This window comes from Sphingomonas colocasiae, assembly GCF_019880585.1.
Classification (GTDB): Bacteria; Pseudomonadota; Alphaproteobacteria; order Sphingomonadales; family Sphingomonadaceae; genus Sphingobium_A; species Sphingobium_A colocasiae.
Map to the genome: position 1 here is coordinate 274,497 of NZ_JAINVV010000001.1, position 25,395 is coordinate 299,891.

Consider the following 25,395-nt stretch of genomic DNA (forward strand, 5'->3'; position numbering starts at 1 on the left):
GGACGCAGGAGCGTGAGGATGACGGGGGCGAACGCCCGGCAATGCGGTGGGCAGGACGCGCTTTATGCGGAGGCGTCGCGTACGCATGGCCGCATGATCGCGCGCCTGTGCGCGGGCTACGAAGCCGAGCCGGGGTTGCGCGAGGATCTGGAGCAGGAAATGCATTTCCAGCTCTGGCGCAGCTTCGCCATCTATACCGGGCAGTGCAGCCTGGCGACATGGATACACCGCGTCGCGCACAATGTCGGTGCGCGCCATGTCGACAAGGCCGTACGCGGAAAGCGGATCGAAGTGCTGGCCGATCTCGACGGCGTGGACGTCGCGGACGACCGCGCCGATCCTGAGGCGCAGGCTGATGCGGCGGTGACGCTGGACCGGCTTTACGCGCTGATCTGGCGATTGCGGCCGATCGATCGGCAATTGCTGCTGCTTCATCTCGAAGAGGTGGATGCGGCGGAATCCGCCGAGATCACCGGGCTTACCCCCGGTGCGGTCGCAACACGCATCCACCGCATCAAGGTATTGCTCGCAAAGGATTTTGCGAAAGGAGATGTGTCATGACGGGCAACGAACCCGACGCCCCCACGACGATGTGGAAGCAGCAATCCGTACAGCCGCACATCCTGACCCCACAGGAGATCCGGGCCCGTATCGATCGACTGGATGGGCGCATCCGCAGGCGCAATCGCATCGAATATATCGCGGGTGCACTGGTCCTTATGGTGTTCGCGGTGTTCGCGATCCGCCAGATCGCGCGGGGCAATTTCGACCTGGCGACGATGGGCGCGATATTGTCGATGTTCGGCGCGGGGACGGTGATCTGGCAGTTGCATCGGCGCACCAGTCCGGTGGAGGCGATCGACGGTGCCCGGCCCAGCGTCGAAATCTATTGCATGGGGTTGCGGCGCCAGCGCGACGCGTTGGCATCAGTATGGCTCTGGTATGTCGCGCCGTGCGTGCCCGGTCTTGTGGCGATCTATGTCGCCGTGCTGCTGAAGACGGAGGCCAGGAATTGGCCCTTCGTAGCGGCGATGGGCCTGATCCAGATTGCCTTCGTGGCCTGGGTCATCCTTATCAACCGACGGGCCGCGCGCGTTCTGGATGCCGAACTGGAAGCCCAGGCCGGGCCGCGCTGATCCGCCGGCACTCCGCAATCCAAAATCCAAACAATCGAATGTCCGGCGCGATGCCGGCTGAACGAGGAGAATGACGATGCGATTTCCCGGCAAGGCCGTTGCCGCGCTGACGCTGGCGGCCGCCGCCGCCAGCGCAGCCCATGCGGGCGGAAACGATGAGGACGCGATCGTCCAGCGTGGGCGGGCACTATCCGACTGGACCTCTGCCGAGAGTGTCGCGGCGTTGGCCAAGGCGGCGACGCCGGGGCTGCGTTCGAAGATCGAAGCTGCCGGTGACGCGGCGGCTTTTGCCGAGGCGATCAAAGGACAAATGGGGGTTCAGACCAAGGTTCTCGACGAGATCGCCATGAAATTGAACGGTTACAGCTTCTATCAGCGGCTGGCCACGCATGAGCGGATTCCGGCGGGGGCGACAACGGTCATATGGGACGAGAAGGGTGAGGTGGTTTCCGCGCTGATCCAGCCGTCGCCACCGCCACCACCTGCCCCCGCCGCCGGAGCCGGCGTGCCGGTGCGGCTGCCCTTCGCCAAGCCGGCCAGGGGAAGCTGGCTCACCGTCTGGGGCGGACGGAATGTGGTGCGCAACTATCACATGATCGCGCCTGCGCAGACCTATGCCTTCGATTTGCTGGTGGCGCGCGACGGACGGACCTTTGACGGCCCGCAGGACAAGCTTTCATCCTATTTCTGTTGGGGGGAGCCTGTGCTGGCCGCCGCCGACGGCGTCGTTTCCGAAGCGGTGGACGGCCTTGCCGACATGCCGGTGGGGCAGATGGATCCGAAGCATGTGGCGGGAAACCACATCGTCATCCGTCACGGCGAGAAGCAATATTCGCTTGTCGCGCATCTCCAGAACGGATCGACCAAGGTGAAGAAGGGTGATGTCGTGAAATCCGGTCAGCCGATCGGGCTGTGTGGCAACAGCGGCAACACATCCGAGCCGCATGTCCATTTCCACCTCCAGACCGGGCCGACCTTCGATGACGGTGGGCAGGGGCTGCCCGCCGCCTTTCGTGACATGACCGTCGATGGCCGCCCGTCGCGCGATGGGGAGCCGGTGCGTGGGCAGGTGATCGCGCCCGCGCGCTGATATGCCCAAAAAAAGGGGCGCATCCGGCGGATGCGCCCCTTTCTCACGCAAGCAGACAATGCAGGCCGCTAGGCGGCTGCCATGCCGCGCCCGTGTGGCGCATGACGCAGTTCCAGCCAGGCCAGGATCGCGACGACCAGCGCCTGCGCCGCCACGAATATGATGCCGAACGCCGTTGGGGTGGTCAGCGCGAGCACGGCGAGGCTGGCCGCGACCCAGCCGGCATTGCCGATGACGGCAAGCATCACCAGCGCGCGGCTGAGTTGCGGCGTACGCGCCATCCAGGCGAACAGTCCGGCGACGGGGAACAGGCTGCACCCGGCGACAAGCAGCAGCAACTGGTGCAATCCGGTCGGACCGGAGAGCAGTTCGGCGCCGAACGCCATCGCGGCGCCGGCCGCCAGGCAGGTCAGCGCGTCGAAGGACAGGATCTTGCGGACGATGCGGGTATCGGTGTCGGTCATGGCGAAACTCCTGATGCAAGGCGGTTGAATGCATGTCGGTTGACGAGTGGAGATTTCGTCGATCCAGGTAGCCGCGTCGATTACCTGGCAGGTAATGTCGACCGAACGGTCATCGCGATATTCGCTGGACACTGTTCGAGGACGGAGGATTGCGATGACGATCGCGGCACGGAGCATTGGGGATCATTTGCGCGAATGGCGGCAGAAACGGCGGCTGAGCCAGCTCGACCTGGCGCTCGACGCCGAAATCTCGACGCGACATCTGAGCTTCCTCGAAACCGGACGGGCGCGGCCCAGCCGCGAGATGATCCTGCGCCTTGCTGAACAGCTCGAAATGCCGCTGCGCGATCGTAACGCCATGCTGGCGTCGGCCGGTTTCGCGCCGCTGTTCGGCGAGCGTTCGCTCGACGATCCCGAGATGGCGGGCGCCCGCCGCGCGATCGACCTGATCCTGGCGGCGCATGAACCCTGGCCGGCACTGGTTGTCGACCGGCGGTGGGACCTTGTCGCGGCCAATCGCGGCATCGCGCCGATGCTTGCGGGAATTCCGTCTGAACTGCTTGGTCCGCCCACCAACGCGATGCGGCTGGCGTTGCATCCGCAGGGCTTCGCGCCGCGCATCGTCAATTTCGCCGAATGGCGGCATCATCTGCTTGAGCGACTGCGCCAACAGGCGCGCGCATCGGTCGACGGTGCGCTCGACCCGCTTCTTGCTGAACTCGAATCCTATCCGGTGCCGCCGATGCCCGATGCGCGGCCGCAGGATCTGGGCGGCATCGCGGTGCCGATGAAGCTGATGACGGGTGATCGCGTGCTGAGCTTCCTCAGCACCACCACCGTGTTCGGCACCGCGCAGGATGTCACTCTGGCCGAACTGACGCTGGAAACCTTCTTCCCCGCCGACGAGGAGACCGCAGAGGCCGTGAGGCTGGCCGCAATGCCCGACTGAAGACCGATTGAAGCCGCTGGCGGTTTGCGGCATTCTCCGCCGTGGGGGCGGAAGTCATGGATTTTATAAAGATTGGGGTGGCGATCGGATCGGGCATGGTTCGATCGGGACTCCGTGCGATCATGGCCTTTGCCGCTGCGCTTGTCGCCGGCGGGCTTTCGGCGTCGGCCGCGACATTCGATCGCACCACGCTATCCGATGGCGCCGAGGCGATCCTGCTCAGCGGCACGATCGAATATGGCGATGTCGAAACCTTCCGCGCGCTTTCGATCAAATATCAGGATGCCGTCATCCTGCTCGACAGCGACGGCGGGTCGGTGGCGGCGGCGATCGAAATCGGCAAGATGATCCGGATCGCGGGTTATCCCACGCTTGTGAGCCAGGACTCCGTTTGTGTGTCCGCGTGCGCACTGATCTGGCTGGCCGGGGCTCCCCGATTGCTGTCTCCGGAAGGGTCAATCGGGTTTCATGCCAGCTATCGCAACGTCGGCGGCCGGAAAGAAGAAACGGGCGTCGGCAATGCGCTTGTCGGCCACTATCTGACCTTGCTCAATCTACCGCAAAGAGCGGTCATTTTCGCGACCACCGCGCCCCCGGACAAGTTGAGATGGCTTACGGCCGAAAACAAGACGGAATCGGGGATCGACTTCGAATATCTGGAGCGCGACGATCGCAAGGACGACGGCCAGGCCGCTGCGAAGGCGGATGCCAAGGCGGGGGGCAGGAAGGTGGCGATGCCACCTCCCGTCATCATCACAAGTCAGCCCGCTCCCAAGGTCGAACCGGGGCAGCCCGTTGCGCCCCAGCCTAGCGTAAAACCAACAGTCGCTGAACTTTCGGCCTATCTCCGAGGCGAAATGGCCAAACCTGAAACCATTCGAAATCTCATTGTTGCGATGAAATTGGCTAAAGATGATTATCCGATTATGGAAAATCATTTGATTGCGCTGTCTGGAAACAAGAAGCTCTGGGATCACATATCTAAAGAGGTTCTTGGTGCAATGTCTGCAACAGAAACGGAAGGGGATTCTTTTAAATTCGGAGGATTGTTGGCAAAATCGGAAGCAAAGAGATTATATTATCTTGGAATATCCAGGATGAAAATTGAGGATATAAAAGAATTTGTAAAATACAATTACATATTATCTAGGAATTTAAATTACAAAGATTGTAATGGATATTTCAACGGGGGGGTCAGCGACGAGGGGTTAATATACCGTACTTTGTCTTCGGTTCGAAGGGAGGATCTGGAAGGATTTTTGATGTTGTACCGAAGGGGGATCGAGGCTGGATTGTCGGACCATCTGGTTGACGTAGTATTGAAGCCCGAGCAAATCGATGTAGCGGGAAAAACCTATGTCAAGCTTATGGTTGACCGTATCATGAAACTTCCGAAAATGGATCAAGATCGAATTTTTGCAGCAATAGATCCGAAAGATGATGCCGAAGTCAGCGATAAGGATGCATGCGAAGCGCAGCAGATATTATATGGCACCATGCATGACATGGATGGCGCACTGGCGAGCTGGAAGCTTCGGGATTTTGCCAACAGTCTTGCAAGATAAGGTGTCGCGCAGCTGGTCGCCATGGCCGGAGTTGACGCCGAAGACGCTCTTTCCCGCCGACGAAGCTGTATGATTGGCTGCGATCATGGTGTGAGCACGCTGCCGATCCTTCTCGGGCGCAACGATTGTGCGTTTCAGTCCATGGTGACGTCTATCCATCGAAACGTTGAAAACGGGGAGCGGCATGAAGGCCTGTCAAAAGATCGTTCGTGCGGGCGCGTCCGTTGCACTGGCCGCGGTGCTCATGATGGAGGGCGCGACGGCGCAGGATCTTCGCCCGTCATTCGACATGGCGGTTCCCGTCGTGCCCGCGCCGGTCGCGCTCGAGGGGCGGCGTCAATATGCCTATGAGCTGCACCTGACCAATTTCAGCGCCGATCCGCTCAGGATCCGTGAGTTGAGCGTGCTCGATGCGGAGACCGGCGAGACTTTGACGCGGTTCGCAGGTGAAAGGCTCGCGGCCCGGCTGTCGCATGTCGCGACCGGACGGGATGCCGAGGCGATCGCTCCCGGCGAACGCGCGATCCTGTATATCGAGTTCGAACGCGATCGTGGCGCCTTGCCGCGGCGCTTGTCCCATCGGGCCGATTATACGCTTGCTGGACCGGGTGCCCCCAAGGCGTTTGGCGTGTTCGGCGCGGATATCGCGATCGATATGCGGCCGATACCGATCCTTGGCCCACCGCTTTCCGGCGGCCCTTGGGTCGCGATCCATCATCCGGACTGGGTACGTGGACATCGGCGGATGGTCTATGCTGTCGGCGGCAAGGCCCGTATTCCTGGGCGCTTCGCCATAGATTGGATCAAGGCGGACATGACGGGCCGTACGACAAGCGGGGATGCCGATGCCGTTTCCGCGACGCTTGGCTATGGCGCCGATGTGATCGCGGTGGCCGACGCCGTGGTGGCCGGGGTTCGCGACGACATGTCCGAATCCGATCGTATCTCCGCCAATCCCCGCCATCCGATCGGCGATGCGGCAGGCAATTTCGTGTCCCTCGCGCTGCCGGGGGGCCGATACGCGATCTATGAACATCTGAAACCGGGCAGCATCAGGGTCAAGCCGGGCGATCCCGTGCGCAAGGGAGCGATCATTGCCTCGCTGGGCTTCACCGGGGATTCGACTGGCCCGCATCTCCATTTTCACGTCGCGGATGCGGCCGAGCCGTTGCAGGGAGAGGGAATGCCTTTTCTGATCGATCGCTTCATGGCGCTGGGGCGCTATGGCGATATCGGCCGGCTCGGCAGCAGCCCTTGGGATGCGGCGCTGCTGGAGGACGGTGACGCACGCACGGCGGAGCGCCCTGGATCGAACATGGTGGTGATGTTTCGATCCCGCGCACGGGATTGAGCGCGATCAGCGGTGCGCTCCGGCCTTCGCCGCCAATGGCCGCGCCTGTTCGAGCAGCGCCGCGAGCACATGGCCCGGCTCCTCGATCATCGGCAGATGCGCGGAATGTTCCAGCCAGACGATCGATTTTTTCGGTGCGCGAAGCCGTCCCATCCAGTCGGCGGTGATCGTGGAGGGCGTCGTATAATCCTGGCGGCCGAGCAACATCAGCACGGGCACGTTCAAGCGGTCGAGCTTGGCGAAACTGACGTCCGCAAGCTGCGGAAACATCGTCGTGATCGTGAAGGCGCTGCCATCGTCCCAGGCCTTGCGATCGGCCGGCGTATATTCGGGCGAGAGGCGTGGCGCGCGGAAATAGAAATCGGCATTGTCGCGCCCGGCGGCGAGCGCGCCGTAATGGACCGACCATTTGCGCTCGGTCGTCATCTTGGCGATGTCGAATGCGCCGGAGCCGGGATAGGGCCGGATCGCTTCGAGCTCGCGCACCGCTTCGGCATTGCCCGTTTCCCGCGCGCGCCTGAGCGTCCATTCGTAGCCGACGCGTTCATTCTCGCGGAAATCGATCACCTGGCCCATGCCGATATAGGCGTGGAGCAGATCGGGCCGCTTCGCCGCAACGCTGAGGCCGACGATCGAGCCCCAGCTATGCCCCATCAGGAAGATCTTGCGCTGGCCATATCTGCGCAGCAGCAGTTCGATCAGCTCGATCGTATCGTCGCGATAGCGCTCGGGCTTGAGTGTCGGCGCGATGGTCTTTGGATCGTTGAGCGGGAAGGAGCGGCCGGCGCCGCGCTGGTCCCATTGCACGACGGTGAAGAAATCCTCCCAGGGGCGCTGGAACGACCAGGCGATCGGCATCTCGACCGCGCCGGGGCCGCCATGGACGAACAACAGGATCGGGTTCGCCCGATCGGCGCCGCGCACATTCACCACCTGGCGCGCGCCGCCCAGCACGGCTTCGAAGGTTTCCTGCACGCCGTTGGGCGTCACGATCCGGTTGATATCGGCAACCACGGCGCGGCCGGGGGCATAGATGTCGTCGGCGGGTGCCGTCGATGTCTGCGCCGTCGCGGAAGCGGCGACGGCGAGCAGGGGGAACGCTGTCAGGAAACGGAACATCGGCGCCAATCTCCGGCGATTTCATCGTGATGCCGGGTCCATAGCGGGAAGGGGCCTGCCCGCACATAACCAATCGGGCCGGGTTCGGGAAAACCCGGCCCGATCGGCTTGTCGGAATTATTCGCTGGATTGTTCGCCACCCTCGGCGTTCGGCGCCGCGTCTTCCTGGCGCTTCGCTTCGGACTTCACCTCGCCCTTCGACATGGCGGAAACCAGCGCATCGCCCGATGCGGTGAAATTGCCGGCGGGCAGCGCGACGCTGCGGTCGCCCACGGTCATCAGCAGAGCCGTCACCGTGCCGTCGGCGCTGGTGCGGAGCGACTGGACGGTGCCAATCGCGCGGCCCTTCGCATCCTCCACCATCATGCCGGGCTGGACCGCGAAATTGCCTGCGCCACTGGCCGCGCCGCTGCCCGTCGCGGTGAGCTGGCCGAGACTGCCCTGCGCGCTGCCGGCCAGCGATCCGGCCGCATTCGCGCTGCCGCCGACCGTATTCGCGCTGCTTCCGGCCGAAGTCACCGTCGCGAAGGCTGCATCGCGCGCGCTGCCGGCGGTGCCCCGCACCAAGCCTGCCGTCGGCTGCACGGCGCCGCGCACCGCATCGGTGCCGATCGCCTGCGCGGTAATGCCGGCATCGGCCGATCCGCTGCCGCTTCCCGATGCCGATCCGCCGATCGTCCGGCCGATCACGTCGGTGCTGCCATTGGCACCGCCATCGGCTGACTGTCGCGTCGAGGCGCGCGTGCTCACGCGGCCCGAGCGGCGATCGACGCTACGGTCGAGCCGGGTTTCCCCGCTGCGCCCGAGCGTTCCGCCGATGGTGGATCCCAATCCGCCCGAGAGGCCGCCTGAGAGGCCGCCGATCGTCTGGCCAAGGCCGCTGCCGCCGAGCAATTGCGCCGATGCAGGCGTGGTGGCCAGCGCGAGGATGGTGGTGCCCGCGATCAGGATAAGCTTCATGATATGTCCTTCCCTTCATCCCGGCGGTCAGGTCGCCGTCACAGGGAGAACGGAGCAGGCATCGGGTTTAATCCCGGATGCTGCGTTTTTCTTTCACCGGACCCGGCAGGCGCCGCAGATCAGGCCCTGGCCATAGAGCTTGTCCGGGCCTTTGACGCCGAGATCGGCCGCTTCACGGGCGAGCGCGCGATAGGCCGCGTCGCGCCGCGCGGGATCGGGGCTGGGATAATGTGCGAGCAGCGACGCGGCGACGAGCGGCGCCGCGAACGACGTTCCGCGAACCGTACCCATGCCGCCCCGGCCATCGGCGGCGCGCATGTCCGCGCCGGGCGCGGCGAAATCGAGGTGGAGCGCGCGGCCCGCCTCGATCAACGCGCGATTGCGCCCGTCGACGCCGGTGACCGCGATCACCCCGTCATAGGATGCGGGATAGGCGGGTGGGGCGGCGGGGCCGTCATTGCCGACCGCCGCCACGATCATCATGCCGCGCGCCTGCGCCGCGCGAACGACGCGCTCAAGCAACGGATTGCGCGGGCCGACCAGGCTGATCGTGACCACGGGCACCCGCTGGGCGGAAAGCCAGCCCAGCGCGCGCGCGATCGCGGCGGCGTTGCCGCCGGCCGGGCTGCCGCCATAGACGTCCGCGACAAACAGCCGCGATCCTGCGGCGGGGCTCCGCATCGGTGGGCCGCCGACGAGCAGCGACGCGATCGCGGTGCCGTGATCGCTTGGCCTGGGTGCCCCTGCGAAGCCGCGCTGTTCGATCGGCCCGCTGAGCGTGGGGTGCCGCGCCACGCCCGCATCGATCATGCCGATCGATGCGGCGGGGCGGGGTGGGGCCGGTTGCCCGGCCAAGGCGAGAATGGATGTGGGGGCTGATGCGCCGCTCTGGAAGTGAAGCTGGTCGGCGCTGACCGCCGCGTCGCCGGCGATCGCGCGCAATCTCTTCTCCGCCCGGGCAAGCTTCATGCCCCGGGGCGTGGCGAGGCGAGTGTAGACGATGTCGAGGCCGTCGATCCGTTCCTCGCCGATCAGGGTGAATCCGGCCTCGGTCGCCCGGCGCATCACATCCGGCGTCGCATCGACGATCATCAACTCGCCGCGCACCGCCGGATCCCCGTCGGCGTCGAATTCAAGCGTGCTGGATTGGGTTGAAACCAGGTCGCGCAGTCGCCTTGTCCTGTCGACGATCAATGTTCGCGCCGCCGTCGCGACGGGTTCGACCCGATCGAGCGTGCCGGCGACCGTGCGATCGATCGCATCGGGCAGGCGTTCCACCACCGGGGGAAACGCGGGCACGAGTTGCGCGTGCAGGGGGGCGGCCGTGCCGACAATGACGCATGACAGGATCATGGGGGATATGCGCCGCATTTTCGGCATCCTAGCCGCTGCCTTTGGAATTCGTGCGATCTTTTTCGTCATGATAGGGATGAAACGCGCGAGCTCGACCGTTTCATCCCCGAAGGACATGACATGGTGATGCGTTGATGGCGTTCGAAAGCGACCTGCTCGCGCTGCTGCCGCGGCTGCGGCGCTTCGCCCTGAGCCTGTCGCGCGACGCGACCGATGGTGACGATCTGTGCCAGATGGCGGTGGAACGCGCGCTGAAGTCGCGCGACCAGTGGCAGCCGGGTACGCGACTGGATAGCTGGATGTTTCGGATCATGCGCAATCTGTGGATCGATGAGGTGAGGATGCGCGGCCGCCGCGATCGGACCTTCGCGCCCGAGGAAGCGGGGGCGACGGTGGGAGATGATGGCGATCGCCGCATCGAGATGGCGCTAGAGGTTACCGATGTCGGCCGTGCCATGGACCGGTTGCCGCCCGAACAGCGCGAAGCCATCGCGCTGGTGCTGGTCGAGGGCTTCGCCTATCGCGAGGCGGCCGAGATCCTCGACATACCGATGGGCACGCTGACGTCGCGGCTGGTACGCGGTCGTGAGGCGCTGATGCGCGAGCTGGGGGAAGCGGCATGACGATCGATCGCGAAACGCTGATGGCCTATGCCGATGGTGAGCTGGACGAACTCACGCGCCGCCGTGTCGAACAGGCGATCGCCGACGATCCTGCACTTGCCGCCCAGGTCGAGGCGGACCGCGCCTTGCGCGCGCGGATTTCCGGTCACTATGCCGGCGTGGCGGACCAACCGGTCCCGGATCGGCTTCGCGCTTTGCTGGACTCAAATGTCCATGAGATCACCGATGCCCGCCCAATGCGGCAGCCGGTCAGACGCTGGGTCATGAACGCGGCCGCGATAGCGGCGACGTTGATCATCGGGGTGTTCGTGGGGCGGGAGATGGGCGATGCCGGTCCATTCCGGACGACCGGCGATATGCTGGTTGCTCAGGGGGCGCTGGCCCGCGCGCTCGATACGCAACTCGCGTCCTCCCAATCCGCAAGCGCTGCTACGAGGATCGGTGTCAGTTTTCGGGGTGTCGATGGTGGCTATTGCCGCACTTTTTCCAGCGGGAAACTCGACGGGCTTGCCTGTCGGACCGAGCAAGGCTGGATTTTGCGCAACATGGCGAATGGCGAGGGGCAGGCGATCCCGGAATATCGGCAAGCCGGCTCGATGAATCCGGCGCTGCTGGCTGCGGCTCAGGCGATGATGGTCGGCGATCCCCTCGATGCCGCTGCCGAGCAGGCTGCACGGGACGGGCATTGGCGATAGCGGCCGATTCGGCCGAGCTACGCACTTTCAAGGCGTGACGCTGAGCGAATCCAGTACGCGCGTTGCGATCGGATCGAGCGTTGCGGCACGCGATATCGGGTAGCGCACCATGGCGCTGACCATCGCGCCCTTGCTCGTCTTGAGCAGGCGGATGCGGATGCGATCGCCCTCCGCCGTGGCGCCGCCGCGATATTCGCGTTCGCCGATCATCGCGCCTTCGGCATCAGTGGTGCCGTCTCGCAGTGCCTCGATCGCCTGCTGGAAATCCGCATCGCCTTCATTGTCCGCGCCATAGGCGCGGAGATCGGCATCCACAGCCTTGCCCTCGAAGATGCTGCCATCCTCGTTGGCGGCGGCCGTCAGCTGTTTCCATCCTTCCGGAATCATGACGGAGAAGCCGTATTTGCTGTTGGCATAGGTGCCGACGGGCTCGTCGGGCTCACCTTCCAGCGCCACGGGTTCGCTATCGACCGGCGTTACCTTCTGCGCGGTCTCGGCATTGCTGTTGCCGGGCGTGGTGGCCTGATCGCAGGCCGCCAGGCCGAAGATGGCCGCCAGCAAGCAGATGGATGAAAGTGCCCGGTCCCGCATGGCCGATTTTCTGACACGCCGAATCAGCGGCGGTCAATCGGCTGCATCGTCCACCTTCGGCAAAAAACACGAAAAATCGCGGGCTGTACGATAAAGGCGAAGGGGATCAGGCCGCGTCACCGATCCCGAGTTCGCCCAGCTTGCGGTAGAGCGTCGAGCGGCCGATCCCAAGGCGACGGGCGACTTCGGTCATGCGGCCGCGATAATGGCCGATGGCGAGGCGGATCACATCGGCCTCGATCTCTTCGAGCGGACGGAGATTGCCGTCGGCACGGTATAGCGCGACGCCGGCGCCATCGGCTGCGGCGGTCAGGCGATTGCCGGCCATGCGTTCGGCAAGCGGGCGGGGATCGGCCGCCTGGCGCGCGATCTCGGGGAAATCGGCGCGGGTCAGCGCATCGCCGTCGCACAGCACGGCGGCCCGGAACAGCGCGTTCTGGAGCTGGCGGACATTGCCCGGCCAGTCATAGGTGGTCAGCAGCGCCAGGCCTTCATCGGTGATGCCCAGGCTGCGCAGGCCCGGCTGCTGCGCGATGCGCGTCAGCATGTGACGGGCGAGCGCCGGAATATCCTCGCGCCGTTCGCGCAAGGGCGGGATCGTCACCTGGACGACGTTGAGGCGATAATAGAGGTCTTCGCGAAAGCGGCCGGCGGCCACTTCATCGATCAGCGTCTTGTTGGTTGCCGCGATCACGCGCACATCGACATCCGCGACGGCGCGGCCGCCGATCGGCTGAATCTCGCCGGACTGGAGCACGCGCAGCAGTTTCACCTGCGCGTCGAGCGGCAGTTCGCCGACCTCGTCGAGGAACAACGTGCCGCCATCGGCTTCCTGGAACTTGCCGGTGTGGCGTTCGAACGCGCCGGTAAAGGCGCCGCGCTCATGTCCGAACAGCGCCGACTCGACGAGGTTGCCTGGAATGGCGCCGCAATTGACCGCGATCATCCGTTTGCGCGCGCGCGGGGACGCCGCATGGATCGCTTCGGCCACCACTTCCTTTCCGACCCCGCTTTCGCCCTCGATCAGCACGGGCACGCGCGCGCGCGCCGCCTTGGCCGCAATGGCGAGCGCCGCGCGGAAATCGGGGGCGGAGCCGACGATCTCGGCGAATGCGAGCGGCTGGCTGATCTTTTCGGTGAGCGGGCGCAATTCGCCGGCGGACGCGCCGCTGCCGATGGCGGCGTCGAGCGCCGCCAGCAGCCGATCGGGGGCGATGGGCTTGACGAGGAAGTCGGTGGCGCCCGCGCGCATCGCCTCGACCGCGGTCGAGACCGAGGTGACGGCGGTGAGCATCAATATGGGCAGCGCCGGGCGACGCGTGCGGATTTCGGCGATCAGATTGCCGGCGTCGCCATCGGGCACCCAGTGATCGAGCAGGATCGCGTCGAGCATCATGCCGTCCTGCGTGCCGAGCATCGCGATGGCGGTTTCCGGATCGCCCGCGAAAACGGTGCGCCAGCCTGCGCGGGACGCCAGCGCCGAAACCAGCCGGCGCTGTGCCGGCTCGTCGTCGATCAGCATCAACACGCGTACCCCGTTCGGCGTCATTTCTGCTCCATCCGTCCCGTAAGGGGACGATATGCCATGGGGGTGGTAAAGACAGGCTTAAAGCCGGGCGATGACAGCCGGCTTTTCGTCCGATCGCGCATGTCGCCGCGAAGGATCACTTGATCACGGCGTTCGGGCCGGTTCGGGACGCATGGGCTCCGCTGGGATGGCATATGGCATGCGAAGAGAAGATCCGCCCGCAAAGTTGCGATCAGCGGGGCTTGAGGCGGCCGGCTTTGCTGGCTAAGGCACCCCGGACTAGAATGTTGGCAGGGGAACATTGAACATGGCTGGCAATGGCGACATGAAGGCACATCAGCAGACCTATGACGGCTTTATTGGCCTGTTCAAATGGGGAACCGTTGCGAGCGCGCTTGTCGTGATGCTCGTCGTCTATCTCCTCGCTAGCTGACGCACGCACATGAAAATCGCGGTCCTTAAGGAGGACGCGGCCGGCGAACGTCGTGTTTCGGCGACGCCGGAGACGGTGAAGAAATTCATCGCATTGGGAGCGACGCTGGCGGTCGAATCGGGCGCCGGCGGCGATGCGTCGATCGCCGATGCCGATTATGCGGCGATGGGCGCGAGCGTCGGCACGCGTGGCGAGACGCTCAAGGATGCCGACATTGTGCTCGGCGTCCAGGGGCCGTCGCCCGCCAGCCTGAAGGGCGTCAAGCCCGGTGCATGGCTGGTCGCGGGGCTCAATCCGTTCGGCGAGCGCGCACGCGTCGACGATTATGCCAAGGCCGGCGTCGAGGCGCTGGCGATGGAGTTCATGCCGCGCATCACGCGTGCGCAGTCGATGGACATCCTGTCCAGCCAGTCCAACCTGTCGGGCTACAAGGCGGTGCTTGACGCGGCGGCCGAATATGGCCGCGCCTTTCCGATGATGATGACGGCGGCGGGCACGGTTTCGGCGGCCAAGCTGTTCGTCATGGGCGTCGGCGTCGCCGGCCTCCAGGCGATCGCGACCGGCCGGCGGCTGGGTGCGCAGGTTTCCGCGACCGATGTGCGTTCCGCCACCAAGGAACAGATCCTGTCGCTCGGCGCCAAGCCGATCTTCGTCGAGAATGTCGCGGGGATCGAGGGCGAAGGTTCGGGCGGCTATGCGACCGAGATGTCGCCGGAATATCAGAAGGCGCAGGCCGAACTGGTCTCCGCGCATATCGCCAAGCAGGACATCGTCATCACCACTGCACTGATCCCGGGGCGCCCCGCGCCGCGGCTGATCAGCGACGCGCAGATCGCGACGATGAAGCCGGGCAGCGTGATCGTCGATCTGGCGGTGGAGCAGGGCGGAAACGTCGAGGGTGCGGTCGCGGGCGAGATCGTGGTGAAGCACGGCGTCAAGATCGTCGGCCACCGCAACGTGCCGAGCCGGCTCGCCGCCGATAGCTCGGCACTGTTCGCGCGCAATCTGTTCAACTTCCTGAGCGCCTTCTGGGACAAGGAAGCGGGCCGCCCGGTGCTGCCCGACGAGGACGAGATCACGCAGGCGATCCGGCTGACCAAGGATGGTGCGGTCGTGAACCAGAGGTTGCTGGGTTAGTCATTCTAAGACCGTTCGTGTCGAGCGAAGTCGAGACACGCTGCGCAAGGTCCCTCGACTTCGCTCGGGACCAACGGGGGTAGGAACTATGGACTTCATTTCGATCCTGTCGATCTTCGTGCTGGCGTGTTTCGTCGGCTATTATGTGGTCTGGTCGGTGACGCCGGCGCTGCACACGCCGCTGATGGCGGTGACGAACGCGATTTCATCGGTGATCATCGTCGGCGCGCTGATCGCCAGCGCCGCGGCGGGATCGCCTTCGGCGAAATGGCTCGGCCTGATCGCGGTGGCGCTGGCCAGCGTGAACATCTTCGGCGGTTTCGCGGTCACCGAACGCATGCTCGCCATGTACAAGAAGAAGGAGCGCTGAGATGCACGAGGCTGCTCCCATCAATCCCTTCGTCGCGCTCGCCTATCTGATCGCGGGCGTCTGCTTCATCCTGGCGCTGCGCGGGCTTTCGAGCCCGGCCTCCAGCCGCCGCGGCAACCGTTTCGGCATGTTCGGCATGGCGCTGGCGGTCGTCACCACGCTGGTGACGCACGAGATCGCCAGCCTGCCCGAGATCCTCGGCGCGATCGCGGTAGGCGGTGCCATCGGCTTCGTCACTGCACGCAAGATCGCGATGACCGATATGCCGCAGCTCGTCGCCGCCTTCCACTCGCTGGTCGGCCTTGCCGCCGTGCTCGTCGCGGCTGCCGCCTATCTCAATCCCGAAGCCTTCCATATCGTCGACGCGGCGGGTGAGATCTTCGCGGTGAGCCGGATCGAGATGGGGCTGGGTATCGCGATCGGTGCGATCACCTTCTCCGGATCGGTCATCGCCTTCCTGAAGCTGAACGGCAACATGTCGGGCGCGCCGATCATGCTGCCCGGCCGCCACGTCATCAATCTGGGTACGCTGGCCGCGATCCTGGGCCTGATCGCCTATTTCGTGACCGACCAGAGCCCCTGGGTGTTCTGGACGGTGACCGCGCTCAGCTTCCTGATCGGCTTCCTGCTGATCATCCCGATCGGCGGCGCGGACATGCCGGTCGTGGTCTCGATGCTCAACAGCTATTCGGGCTGGGCCGCCGCCGCGATGGGCTTCACGCTGGGCAACAGCGCGATGATCATCACCGGCGCGCTGGTGGGCTCGTCGGGCGCGATCCTCAGCTACATCATGTGCAAGGCGATGAACCGCAGTTTCATCTCGGTGATCGCGGGCGGTTTCGGCGCCGCGCCCGAGGCATCGGGCGGCGCCGCCAAGGTGGACCGCCCGTGGAAGCGCGGCTCCGCCGAGGATGCCGCTTTCCTGATGGGCCAGGCCGAACAGGTGATCATCGTGCCCGGTTACGGCATGGCGGTCGCGCAGGCGCAGCACGCGCTGCGCGAGATGGGCGACCTGCTCAAGGCGCAGGGCGTGCGCGTGAAATATGCGATCCACCCGGTCGCCGGCCGCATGCCCGGCCATATGAACGTGCTGCTGGCCGAGGCGAACGTGCCTTATGACGAGGTGTTCGAACTGGAGGACATCAACTCCGAATTCGCGCAGACCGACGTCGCCTTCGTGATCGGCGCCAACGACGTGACCAACCCGGCGGCGAAGACCGACAAGACCTCGCCGATCTATGGCATGCCCGTGCTCGACGTCGAAAAGGCCAAGACCGTGCTGTTCGTGAAGCGTTCGATGGGCGGTGTCGGCTATGCCGGCGTCGACAACGACGTCTTCTACATGGACAACACGATGATGCTCCTCGCCGACGCCAAGAAGATGGTCGAGGAAATCGTCAAGTCGCTGGGCCACTAGAGCGATTTGTCGTTCGATGGAATCATCGAACGACTTGAGCCGCAGGCCGGCGCAGCTAAAATCGCGACAAAACAAAAGCCTGGAGCATGCCGTTATCCGCTTCCAGCGCTCCAGGGACCATCTTCATCGTCACGCGAGCCCTTCGACGCCGCCTGCGGTAAGCTTCGCTGGCATCCTTCAACGAGATCGCGCTTGATCCCGTGAGGGATGCCAGCCTGCGCTGGCATGACGGATGGAAGGAACGACTCCGTTTTGGCGGGAATGCCGACCTCCACCTCGCTCGAACGATCATATCCGGATAGAGATGTGCGTGCCGGATCGCGATCCGGGGCGAGGCGAGGAGGCTTCAGGGCTCGTCGGTCGCCATCGGGATCGGTTTCGCCTTGGGGCGCGGCGGCATGGCGACGGGCGCATCCGGTTCTGGCGTAGGCTTGAGCAGCGCGGTGCGCAGATCCTGAAGGCTGACGCGCTCCTTGCCGGCGCGCGGCGCGCGCGTTTCCTGTGCGGCGATCGTGCGCGGCTTCATGCAATCGCGCTTGTCGGCCCGGTCGAACTCGTCACAGTTCCACAGCGCCTTTTCGAAGCCGGTCTTGCGGTTGCGCAGATAGCTGAACGACATGCCCGCCAGCGCGGCGGGATCGATCGGGAAGCTGCGCGGCGTTTCCGCGATCTCGGCCCAACCCATCACCTTGCAATGGTCGAGCGTGCCGCACGCCGCCAGCGCGAGGCTGGGAAAACTGTCGGGAGAGGCGTTGCGGCCGAAGGGCACGATGAAGCTGTCGCCGTCGCGCACGATCGTCTTGTCGTATCGCGCCAGCAGCACCGGATTGGCGGTCATCTCGACGGGGGTGGCGGTGCCGTCCGCCATCTGCACCGCATTGCCGCGATGCGCTTCCGACAGGCCGGCGAGCTTGGCGATCGCGGGTTCCCCGCCCGCATAATGGTTGCGGAACGCCGGGGGCGTGCCCCACCAGCCCGCCCAGCGGAAGAACAGATGCGTGCCGACCGCCGTCACCTTGTCGAGGCTCGCACTCCAGTACGGGACCACCCAGTCGGTATGATAATGGGTGGCGTTGCCGACCGCCGTATAGACATGGCCGCCGAGCATCTGTTCGGCGACCGCGCGGGCGCGGCCCCAGGCGTCGGCGGAGGGAATGCGGCGCATCGCGCCGTCGCAGGTGAAGGTGAACTGGCAGCCGGTGCTGCGCTCCGATCCCTGGAACACCACGCCGCAGATCGTCTTGGGGAATGCGGGATGGCGCAGCCGGTTGAGCACCACCTGAATCACCGCGCGCTGCCCATCGGCGTCGCCCGATCCCGCTTCGTACAGGCCGACCGCGGCAAGGCAGTCGGCCGAACGCGCATAATCCGGAGAGGACGACGCCAGGAAAAACGGACGTGCCGCCGGATTGGGCGCGGTGGAGAAGGGGACGGCGGCGTTGATCGCGACCGCGTCCTGCGGCGCCACCGCCTTCAGTTCGAGCGGCTCGACGGCCGGTGGTGGCGTTGGTGGTCGTCCCTGGGCGACCGTCTGGGGCGGCAAGACCGGATCGGTCCGTGCCACCACCCAGGCGGCCGCCAGCAGGCCCAGTGACATGACGAGCAGCATCGCCCGGCCGAGAATATCGGCCGGTGGCGCCACGGGCTTCGGGGCGTCAGCGATGGCTGTCTGCATCAATATGGGGCTTCGCCTTCCGCCTCAGCTTTCGGGCAGGAAATCCGGCACCGAGAGGTAACGCTCGCCGGTGTCGTAATTGAAGCCCAGAACGCGGCTTCCGGCAGGAAGTTCCCCCAGCTTCTGCGCGATGGCGGCAAGCGTCGCGCCCGAGGAGATGCCGACCAGCATGCCCTCGTCACGCGCGGCGCGGCGCGCCATCTCCTTGGCGTCGGCCGGATCGACCTGGATCACGCCGTCGATCGCCTGGGTGTGGAGATTGGCGGGAATGAAACCCGCGCCGATGCCCTGGATCGGGTGCGGGCCGGGCTGACCGCCCGAGATGACGGGCGAAAGCGTCGGTTCGACCGCATAGACCTTGAGCGAGGGCCAGTGGCGCTTCAGTTCCTCGGCGCAGCCGGTGATATGGCCGCCGGTGCCGACGCCGGTGACGAGCACGTCGATCGGCGTATCGGCGAAGTCGCGCAGGATCTCTCGCGCCGTGGTGCGGACATGCACGTCGATATTGGCCGGATTCTCGAACTGCTGCGGCATCCATGCGCCGGGCGTCTGATCGACCAGTTCCATCGCGCGCTCGATCGCGCCCTTCATGCCCTTTTCCTTGGGGGTGAGGTCGAAGGTGGCGCCATAGGCGAGCATCAGGCGGCGGCGTTCCAGCGACATGCTTTCGGGCATGACCAGGATCAGCTTGTAACCCTTGACCGCCGCGACCATCGCCAGGCCGACGCCGGTATTGCCCGATGTCGGTTCGACGATGGTGCCGCCGGGGGTCAGGTCGCCTGACGCTTCGGCCGCCTCGATCATCGCCAGCGCGATGCGGTCCTTGATCGAGCCGCCGGGATTGGCGCGCTCCGACTTGATCCACACTTCCGCGTCGCCGAACAGGCGGTTCACGCGGATGTGCGGGGTGTTTCCGATCGTGTCGAGTATCGATGCGGCCTTCATGTCGCAGTCTCCTTCAGGGGTATGTCCTCGAGAGTTTTTGGCGGGGCAAAGGTCCGCGCGGCGCGCAGTTCGGGAAACCAGCGCGCCCAGAGCCCTGCCACCAATATGGCACCGATTCCGCCGGCGACAACCGCCGCGACGGGCCCGATCAGTGCGGCAAGGAATCCGGACTCGGCCTCGCCCAGTTCGTTGGAGCCGGAAATGAACAGGGTCGAGACCGCACCGACGCGCCCGCGCATGTCGTCGGGCGTGTAGATCTGGATCAGCGACTGTCGCACATAGACCGACAGCATGTCCGCGGCGCCGAGCAGGACGAGCATCGCGAGCGACAACGCCATGTTGCGCGAGATACCGAAACCGATCGTCGCCGCGCCGAATATGGCGACGCCGATCAGCAATTTCGTACCCACATCCTGGCGCAGCGGACGCCAGGCGAACCAGAGCGCAACGAAAACCGCGCCCAGTGCCGGGGCGGCCCGCAGATGGCCGAGCCCTTCGGCGCCGACATGCAAGATGTCGCGCGCATAGACCGGCAACATCGCGGTCGCGCCGCCGAGCAGCACGGCGAAGAGATCGAGCGAGATGGCACCGAACACCAGCCGATTGCGCCGCACATAGCGCAAGCCGTCGAGCATCTGCTGCCAGGGGCGTGCATCGCCCGTGATCGTGCTGCGTCGGATCGGCCGGATCGTCATCAGTGCGGTGAAGGCGGTCACGAACAGCGCGGCGCATACCGCATAGGGCAGGGCGTGATGCCCGGCATAGAGATAGCCGCCTAGGGCGGGACCGAAGACCGATCCCGACTGCCAGGCGAGCGAACTCATGGCGATCGCGGCGGGCAGGGAGGCGAGGGGAATCAAATTGGGAGCCAGAGCCTGCAATGCGGGGCTGGCGAAGGCGCGCGCGACGCCCAGCAGCGCGGCGACGCCGAACAGCGCTGGCAGGCCGATCGTATCGGACCAGCTTAACCAGCCGAGCGCGATCGCGCAGCCTGCCTCCAGCGCCACCGAGAGCCGCGCGATCCAGCGCCGGTCCACCTTGTCTGCGACCCAGCCGACCACGGGGGTCAGGATCAGCAGCGGCAGGAACTGGGCGACGCCGATCAGGCCGAGCTGGAGCGCGGCCTCCTTGGTGGTCATGCCCAACTGGCTGCGCGAAAGGTCGTAGACCTGCCAGCCGATGACGATGACCATCGCCATCTGGGCCAGCGTTGAGGTCAGCCGCGCCAAGAAATAGGCGCGGAAATCGCGGAATGCGAAGGGATGCGCGGGTTTCTCCACGCTCGCCTCCTAGAGCCTGATCGCCTCGGTTGGAAGCGCTTTGCGATTCCGACGGAGGCGTGAATCAGGCTCCGGGCAGGTACGCCTGATCGTCTCGGTTGGAAGCGCTTTGCGATTCCGACGGAGGCGTGAATCAGGCTCCGGGCAGGTACGCCTGATCGCCTCGGTTGGAAGCGCTTTGCGATTCCGGCGGAGGCGTGAATCAGGCTCCGGGCAGGTACGCCTGATCGCCTCGGTTGGAAGCGCTTTGCGATTCCGGCGGAGGCGTGAATCAGGCTCCGGGCAAAGCCAGGAAAGCTTGGCGTCAGCCCAGCGTAATCTCTGCCACCTTGTCCTTGTAATCCTGTTTGGGGTCGCCCAGACCGAGCATCATTTTCGCGCCCGCGAACAGGCTGTTTTCGTCGAGCCAGATCTGTGCGCGTTCGGGATCGAGCCGGATCAGCTCGAGCCGGGGGTCATCCTTGCCTCCGGGAAACCATGCGGCCACCCAGCGGTTCCACAGCCTGTCGATCATCCCGCGATCGCTCTCGATCAGGAGATCGCCGTGCAGTGTCGCGAACAGGTCGTGGCCCTTGGAGGTGAAATGTGCGATCGCGCGATGGCCCAGCCGCATCTCGCGGACCAGCGCGTTGTCCCTGGTGGTGAAGAACCAGATCGGGCCGCGTCCGGCATCGGTTTCGGTCAGCCCGGTCATCGGCTGCGCGTGGCCGTCGGCAATGCCGTCCAATCCGAGCATCATCGTGCGATCGGATTTCAACGCCTTCCAGAAACGGGCTTCGAGTTCCTGCGGATTCGGCATGATACGCTCCATTCTCGAGGATGGAGCGCGAACGAGCCGTATGGGCGGGCGGTTCCGTTCAGGCGAAGAAGCCCGTCAACCAGTAGAACAGAGCGCCGATCGCGGCGGCGGCGGGCAGGGTTACCACCCAGGCGACGACGATGCTCGATGCGATGTTCCAGCGCACCGCCGACAGCCGGCGAGATGCGCCGACGCCGACGATCGCACCGGTGATGGTGTGCGTCGTCGAAACCGGAATGCCGAAATGGGTGGCGGCGAAAAGGGTGATCGCGCCGCCTGTTTCCGCGCAGAAGCCCTGGGCCGGCGTCAGCCGCGTGATCTTCGATCCCATAGTGTGGACGATCTTCCAGCCGCCGAACAGCGTGCCGAGCCCCATCGCGGCCTGGCACGAGATCACCACCCAGAAGGGTACATGGAAATCGCCCTGCAACATGCCCTGCGAATAGAGCAGCACCGCGATGATCCCCATCGTCTTCTGCGCATCATTGCCGCCATGGCCGAGCGAATAGAGCGAGGCGGAGACGAGTTGCATCTTGCGGAACCAGCGATCGGCGGCGAGCGGGGTGAAGCGCGCGAACAGCCAGGAGATGATGAGCACGAGCAGCAGCGCCAGGATCAGGCCGACGGCGGGCGACATCACGATCGCGGCACTCGTCTTGAACACGCCGCTCCACACCACCGCGCTCAGCCCGGCCTTCGCGGTGCCAGCGCCCAGCAGGCCGCCGATCAGCGCATGGCTGCTGCTCGACGGGATGCCGAGTGCCCAAGTGATCAGATTCCAGCTGATCGCGCCCATCAGCGCGCCGAAGATCACCTGTGCATCGATGATATTGGCTTCGACGATGCCCTTGCCGACGGTTTCGGCGACATGCAGCCCGAAGAACAGAAAGGCGATGAAGTTGAAGAAGGCGGCCCAGGCGACCGCATATTGCGGGCGCAGCACGCGCGTCGAGACGATCGTCGCGATCGAATTGGCGGCGTCGTGCAGCCCGTTGAGGAAATCGAATGCCAGTGCGACGCCGATCAGCGCGATCAGCAGGGGAAAGGCGATTTGTGCGGCGTCCATGGTGTGGCGTGCGGCTCAGGCGTGATCGATCACGAGACCCTGGATCTCGTTCGCGACGTCTTCGAACCGGTCGGTGACCTTCTCCAGATGACTATAGAGTTCGCGCCCGACGATAAAGGCCATGGTGTCGCCCTTCCTGCCGGCCTTGAACAGCGCCTTGAGGCCCGCTTCGTGGATCTCGTCGGCATGGCCCTCCAGCTTGACCAGCCGTTCGGTCAGGTCGTGCAGGCGTGGCGCGTTGATGTTGAGCGAGCGCAGCAGCGGCATCGCCTCGGCCGTGATCCGCGCCGCTTCGACGATGATCGCGCTCATATCCTGCATCTGCGGCGGGAATTCGGTGACTTCGTAGAGCTGGATCGCCTTGGCGGTCTGGTTCATCTGGTCGATGGCGTCGTCCATCACGCCGATCAGATCGGTGATCGCGCTGCGATCGAAGGGGGTGACGAAGGTGCGGCGTACATCCTGCAGCACGTCGCGGATGATGTCGTCCGCCTCATGCTCGCGATCGATGATCTCCTGGCAATGGATCGCCATGTCCGGGCCACCCTTCAGCAGCTTGGCGAGCGCATCGGCGCCCGCGACGAGCGTCGCGGCATGATCCTCGAACTGTTCGAAGAAACGGCCCTGTTTGGGCATCAACGCCTGGAACCAGCGCAGCATGGGTATCCTTTCCGCTCCCTGTTCGCGGAGCCATAATATTGCGCGATAGAACGGCCCGGGGGCCGGTGGCGGCTCCCTGAAGGCCGCGATGATCGCCTTGAGATCGATTTCGTCCACCGCCTCGGCGGCTTCGGTGACGGAGAACCAGCGCGTTTCGCGCTCGTCGCGCTCCGGCCAATGGCTCGATTGTTCGGTGACGGCGAGCGGAAACACCTCGACCGTCGCGGTCTTCGCGGAGCCATCGCGCCGATTCTTGCGATAGCGATAACGACCGAGCGGCGCGGGGCAGGCGACGCCGGCGATGCCGGCTTCCTCGAATGCCTCCACCTCCGCGGCGCGATGCGCGGCAAGCCCCTTGATCCGATTGCCCTTGGGAATCACCCAGCGCCGCGTATCCCGCGATGTGATCAGCAGGATGCGCATCGCACCGGTTTCGTCGGTCGAATAGGGAAGGGCGGCGATCTGCCGGATGATCAGGCTCTTTTCATAGGGTTGAGGCCCCGATTCGCATTTCGGACCGGTCCGGCCCGAAACGATCAAGGTCTTCTGTCATAAGCCTGTAGCGTAAGTGTCACGCAATTGTCACAACGGAAAATGCGCTTGCCCCGGGCGCATCGTCGGCGACGCGAAAGACCGGTTCTTCCGGGTCAGGCCGCGGGCAGTTTCGCACCCACCTGCAGCATCTGTCCGTCGGTCACGATCACGCGGTCGCCCAGCTTCACCTGATCGAACAGCAGCTTGGCGAATTCGGTCGGCACGCCGATGCAGCCATGAGTGGCAGACCCCCATTTCACGTCGCTGCCATGGATCGCGACGCCGTCATTGGTCAGGCGCAGCATATAGGGCATCGGCGCATTGTAGAGGTTGGAGATATGATGCTTCTTCTTCTGCGTGATCGGGAAGGTGCCGAGCGGGCTGGGCTTGTCGGTGGCGCCGTAGAGGATAACGGCGACGCCGATCTCATAGCCGTCGCGGAAGACCGAGAGCGTCTGCGCGGTCAGATCGACAGTGATCAGGATCGGCCCTTGCGGCACGCCCTCGTCGTTCCAGACATAGTCGCCGTGCTTCAGGGGGCCGTCGATCTGGAGCGCCGATTTGATGGCATAATGATCGGGCTCGGCATGCTCGACCGGGGCAGCCGCCGCGATCGGCTTGATCTCCGCCTTCGGCGTGATTGTCGGCTTTGCCGGGGTTTCGGCCTTTGCCGGCGCTGGCTTCGGGGACATGGCGGGAAGCATCCTGGTCGGCAATCCGCTGGCGGCGACGGCGCCGCCGAGCAGGCAGACCGCCAGGAAGGTCTTCACGCCCGCGCCGATCGCGCTCTTCACCTTGCTTGCCACCGCCGATCTCCAGAAGCCCATTTACAATTTGTTTACTCAAATGGCGGGTGAGAAGAAGGGGCGGATTTCCGCTGTGCCGGGACGGGACGACCGCTCTTCGAAATGTTAACTGGTAAACGGCGATGGGTTCGAACGGCTGTTCAGGTCGTGCGAAGGCGTGAAGGCGACAAGACGCGATGAATTTCTTCACTTTGCTGCGATCGCTCGACGAACTGCTCTACGAGGTGATGTCGTGGCTGGTCTTCTATCCGGTCACTTTGTGGCGGGCGCTGCGGCATCCGCGCAGGATGATGGACTATGCCGATACCGAACTCGGCGACTCAGAGGACCGGCAATATACCGATACTTTGAGCCCGCCCCTGTTCCTGCTGCTCACGCTGGTGCTCGGCCATGCGATCGAACTGGCGGTGGTCGGCGAAAACAGCATCGTGCGGGACAAGGTCGGTCTGGCCGGGCTCATCGACAGCGATACCAATCTGGTGCTGCTCCGCGTCGTGATCTTCGGCCTGTTTCCGCTGATCATGGCGACGCGTCTGGTGCGCGGGCAGCGTATCGGGCTGGAGCGTGCGACGCTGCGGCCGCCCTTTTACAGTCAATGCTATATCGCGGCGCCCTTCGCGCTGGTGCTCGGTATCGCCGCGATCCTGGTTCAGCTTCACTGGGTGTGGGCGCCGCCGATCGGCGTGGCGATGATCGTCGCGACCCTGCTCTGGTATGGCAGCCTCCAGATCGACTGGTTTTCCAAGCATCTGCGCGTTTCGCGCTGGCAGGGTCTGTGGCAAGCGTCGCTGGCGATGATCGAAAGCCTTGTCGCCGCCAGTATCGGCGCGGTTCTCTTCAGTTGAGCTT

Annotated in this window: 26 protein-coding genes; 13 read left to right on the forward strand and 13 right to left on the reverse strand. The window is 64.9% G+C overall.

Translation table 11 applies throughout. The annotated features are described in order from the left end of the window. Positions 1-18: 18 nt before the first annotated feature. The 3 genes from K7G82_RS01290 to K7G82_RS01300 all read left to right on the forward strand — a co-directional run bounded on the left by K7G82_RS01290 (position 19) and on the right by K7G82_RS01300 (position 2,226). On the forward strand, positions 19-561 hold the full coding sequence (locus tag K7G82_RS01290) for an RNA polymerase sigma factor (RefSeq protein WP_222988001.1): 543 nt from the start codon (positions 19-21) through the stop codon (positions 559-561). Next, positions 558-1,136: a hypothetical protein gene (locus K7G82_RS01295; RefSeq protein ID WP_222988002.1), complete on the forward strand. Its 579-nt coding sequence runs from the start codon at positions 558-560 to the stop codon at positions 1,134-1,136. The genes K7G82_RS01290 and K7G82_RS01295 overlap by 4 nt, the downstream gene beginning before the upstream one ends. 70 nt (positions 1,137-1,206) lie before the next feature. Continuing rightward, a complete protein-coding gene (locus K7G82_RS01300; RefSeq protein ID WP_222988003.1) occupies positions 1,207-2,226 on the forward strand; it encodes a M23 family metallopeptidase in 1,020 nt (339 codons plus the stop codon). A 68-nt stretch (positions 2,227-2,294) separates the two neighbouring features. On the opposite strand, the gene K7G82_RS01305 is transcribed toward K7G82_RS01300, so the two are convergent. Continuing rightward, the gene (locus K7G82_RS01305; protein WP_222988004.1) at positions 2,295-2,690 is read right to left on the reverse strand and encodes a hypothetical protein; all 396 of its coding nucleotides are present in this window, start codon (positions 2,688-2,690) and stop codon (positions 2,295-2,297) included. 154 nt (positions 2,691-2,844) lie between these two features. On the opposite strand from K7G82_RS01305, the gene K7G82_RS01310 reads away from it, so the two are divergent. The 3 genes from K7G82_RS01310 (at position 2,845) to K7G82_RS29985 (ending at position 6,555) form a co-directional block, all read left to right on the forward strand. Continuing rightward, a complete protein-coding gene (locus tag K7G82_RS01310; RefSeq protein WP_222988005.1) occupies positions 2,845-3,639 on the forward strand; it encodes a helix-turn-helix domain-containing protein in 795 nt (264 codons plus the stop codon). A 56-nt stretch (positions 3,640-3,695) separates the two neighbouring features. Further along, positions 3,696-5,204, forward strand: a complete 1,509-nt coding sequence (locus tag K7G82_RS01315) for a COG3904 family protein (RefSeq protein ID WP_222988006.1) — start codon at positions 3,696-3,698, stop codon at positions 5,202-5,204. 184 nt (positions 5,205-5,388) lie between these two features. Further along, positions 5,389-6,555: a M23 family metallopeptidase gene (locus tag K7G82_RS29985; protein ID WP_222988007.1), complete on the forward strand. Its 1,167-nt coding sequence runs from the start codon at positions 5,389-5,391 to the stop codon at positions 6,553-6,555. Between the two features lie 6 nt (positions 6,556-6,561). Here K7G82_RS29985 and K7G82_RS01325 read toward each other — a convergent pair whose 3' ends face one another. The 3 genes from K7G82_RS01325 to K7G82_RS01335 form a co-directional block, all read right to left on the reverse strand. Continuing rightward, complete coding sequence (locus K7G82_RS01325; RefSeq protein ID WP_222988008.1) at positions 6,562-7,674, reverse strand: alpha/beta fold hydrolase; 1,113 nt, start codon at positions 7,672-7,674, stop codon at positions 6,562-6,564. 117 nt (positions 7,675-7,791) lie between these two features. Further along, positions 7,792-8,634 (reverse strand): hypothetical protein, encoded by an 843-nt coding sequence (locus K7G82_RS01330; protein WP_222988009.1) that lies wholly within the window; start codon positions 8,632-8,634, stop codon positions 7,792-7,794. 93 nt (positions 8,635-8,727) lie between these two features. Then, complete coding sequence (locus K7G82_RS01335) at positions 8,728-10,005, reverse strand: S8 family serine peptidase (protein WP_222988010.1); 1,278 nt, start codon at positions 10,003-10,005, stop codon at positions 8,728-8,730. 116 nt (positions 10,006-10,121) lie between these two features. Between K7G82_RS01335 and K7G82_RS01340 the strand changes: the two genes are divergently transcribed. Both K7G82_RS01340 and K7G82_RS01345 read left to right on the forward strand, forming a co-directional pair. Then, on the forward strand, positions 10,122-10,610 hold the full coding sequence (locus tag K7G82_RS01340) for an RNA polymerase sigma factor (RefSeq protein ID WP_222988011.1): 489 nt from the start codon (positions 10,122-10,124) through the stop codon (positions 10,608-10,610). Next, positions 10,607-11,305 (forward strand): anti-sigma factor family protein, encoded by a 699-nt coding sequence (locus K7G82_RS01345; protein WP_222988012.1) that lies wholly within the window; start codon positions 10,607-10,609, stop codon positions 11,303-11,305. Before K7G82_RS01340 ends, K7G82_RS01345 begins: the two co-directional genes overlap by 4 nt. A gap of 27 nt (positions 11,306-11,332) precedes the next feature. Here K7G82_RS01345 and K7G82_RS01350 read toward each other — a convergent pair whose 3' ends face one another. After that, the gene (locus K7G82_RS01350) at positions 11,333-11,896 is read right to left on the reverse strand and encodes a hypothetical protein (RefSeq protein ID WP_222988013.1); all 564 of its coding nucleotides are present in this window, start codon (positions 11,894-11,896) and stop codon (positions 11,333-11,335) included. A 106-nt stretch (positions 11,897-12,002) separates the two neighbouring features. Continuing rightward, on the reverse strand, positions 12,003-13,445 hold the full coding sequence (locus tag K7G82_RS01355) for a sigma-54-dependent transcriptional regulator (protein WP_222988014.1): 1,443 nt from the start codon (positions 13,443-13,445) through the stop codon (positions 12,003-12,005). Positions 13,446-13,731: 286 nt separating this feature from the next. On the opposite strand from K7G82_RS01355, the gene K7G82_RS01360 reads away from it, so the two are divergent. The 4 genes from K7G82_RS01360 to K7G82_RS01375 all read left to right on the forward strand — a co-directional run bounded on the left by K7G82_RS01360 (position 13,732) and on the right by K7G82_RS01375 (position 16,781). After that, positions 13,732-13,857, forward strand: coding sequence for an aa3-type cytochrome c oxidase subunit IV (locus K7G82_RS01360; RefSeq protein ID WP_222988015.1), 126 nt, complete (start codon positions 13,732-13,734; stop codon positions 13,855-13,857). A 9-nt stretch (positions 13,858-13,866) separates the two neighbouring features. After that, positions 13,867-14,994, forward strand: a complete 1,128-nt coding sequence (locus K7G82_RS01365; protein ID WP_222988016.1) for a Re/Si-specific NAD(P)(+) transhydrogenase subunit alpha — start codon at positions 13,867-13,869, stop codon at positions 14,992-14,994. 88 nt (positions 14,995-15,082) lie between these two features. Further along, on the forward strand, positions 15,083-15,364 hold the full coding sequence (locus K7G82_RS01370; RefSeq protein ID WP_222988017.1) for an NAD(P) transhydrogenase subunit alpha part 2: 282 nt from the start codon (positions 15,083-15,085) through the stop codon (positions 15,362-15,364). A 1-nt stretch (position 15,365) separates the two neighbouring features. Next, complete coding sequence (locus K7G82_RS01375; RefSeq protein ID WP_222988018.1) at positions 15,366-16,781, forward strand: NAD(P)(+) transhydrogenase (Re/Si-specific) subunit beta; 1,416 nt, start codon at positions 15,366-15,368, stop codon at positions 16,779-16,781. A 346-nt stretch (positions 16,782-17,127) separates the two neighbouring features. Here K7G82_RS01375 and K7G82_RS01380 read toward each other — a convergent pair whose 3' ends face one another. From K7G82_RS01380 to K7G82_RS01410, 7 genes are all read right to left on the reverse strand, one after another. Beyond that, positions 17,128-18,456, reverse strand: coding sequence for a cell wall hydrolase (locus tag K7G82_RS01380; protein WP_246623165.1), 1,329 nt, complete (start codon positions 18,454-18,456; stop codon positions 17,128-17,130). 24 nt (positions 18,457-18,480) lie between these two features. Then, the gene (cysK, locus tag K7G82_RS01385) at positions 18,481-19,401 is read right to left on the reverse strand and encodes a cysteine synthase A (RefSeq protein WP_222988019.1); all 921 of its coding nucleotides are present in this window, start codon (positions 19,399-19,401) and stop codon (positions 18,481-18,483) included. Continuing rightward, positions 19,398-20,681 (reverse strand): MFS transporter, encoded by a 1,284-nt coding sequence (locus tag K7G82_RS01390; RefSeq protein WP_222988020.1) that lies wholly within the window; start codon positions 20,679-20,681, stop codon positions 19,398-19,400. Before K7G82_RS01390 ends, cysK begins: the two co-directional genes overlap by 4 nt. A gap of 304 nt (positions 20,682-20,985) precedes the next feature. Then, positions 20,986-21,480, reverse strand: coding sequence for a pyridoxamine 5'-phosphate oxidase family protein (locus K7G82_RS01395; protein WP_222988021.1), 495 nt, complete (start codon positions 21,478-21,480; stop codon positions 20,986-20,988). A 58-nt stretch (positions 21,481-21,538) separates the two neighbouring features. After that, the gene (locus K7G82_RS01400) at positions 21,539-22,546 is read right to left on the reverse strand and encodes an inorganic phosphate transporter (protein ID WP_222988022.1); all 1,008 of its coding nucleotides are present in this window, start codon (positions 22,544-22,546) and stop codon (positions 21,539-21,541) included. A gap of 15 nt (positions 22,547-22,561) precedes the next feature. Beyond that, positions 22,562-23,677: a DUF47 family protein gene (locus K7G82_RS01405; RefSeq protein WP_222988372.1), complete on the reverse strand. Its 1,116-nt coding sequence runs from the start codon at positions 23,675-23,677 to the stop codon at positions 22,562-22,564. 176 nt (positions 23,678-23,853) lie between these two features. Continuing rightward, a complete protein-coding gene (locus tag K7G82_RS01410; RefSeq protein WP_425517238.1) occupies positions 23,854-24,534 on the reverse strand; it encodes a L,D-transpeptidase family protein in 681 nt (226 codons plus the stop codon). A gap of 188 nt (positions 24,535-24,722) precedes the next feature. Between K7G82_RS01410 and K7G82_RS01415 the strand changes: the two genes are divergently transcribed. Further along, positions 24,723-25,391, forward strand: a complete 669-nt coding sequence (locus K7G82_RS01415; protein ID WP_222988024.1) for a hypothetical protein — start codon at positions 24,723-24,725, stop codon at positions 25,389-25,391. Positions 25,392-25,395: the final 4 nt, after the last annotated feature.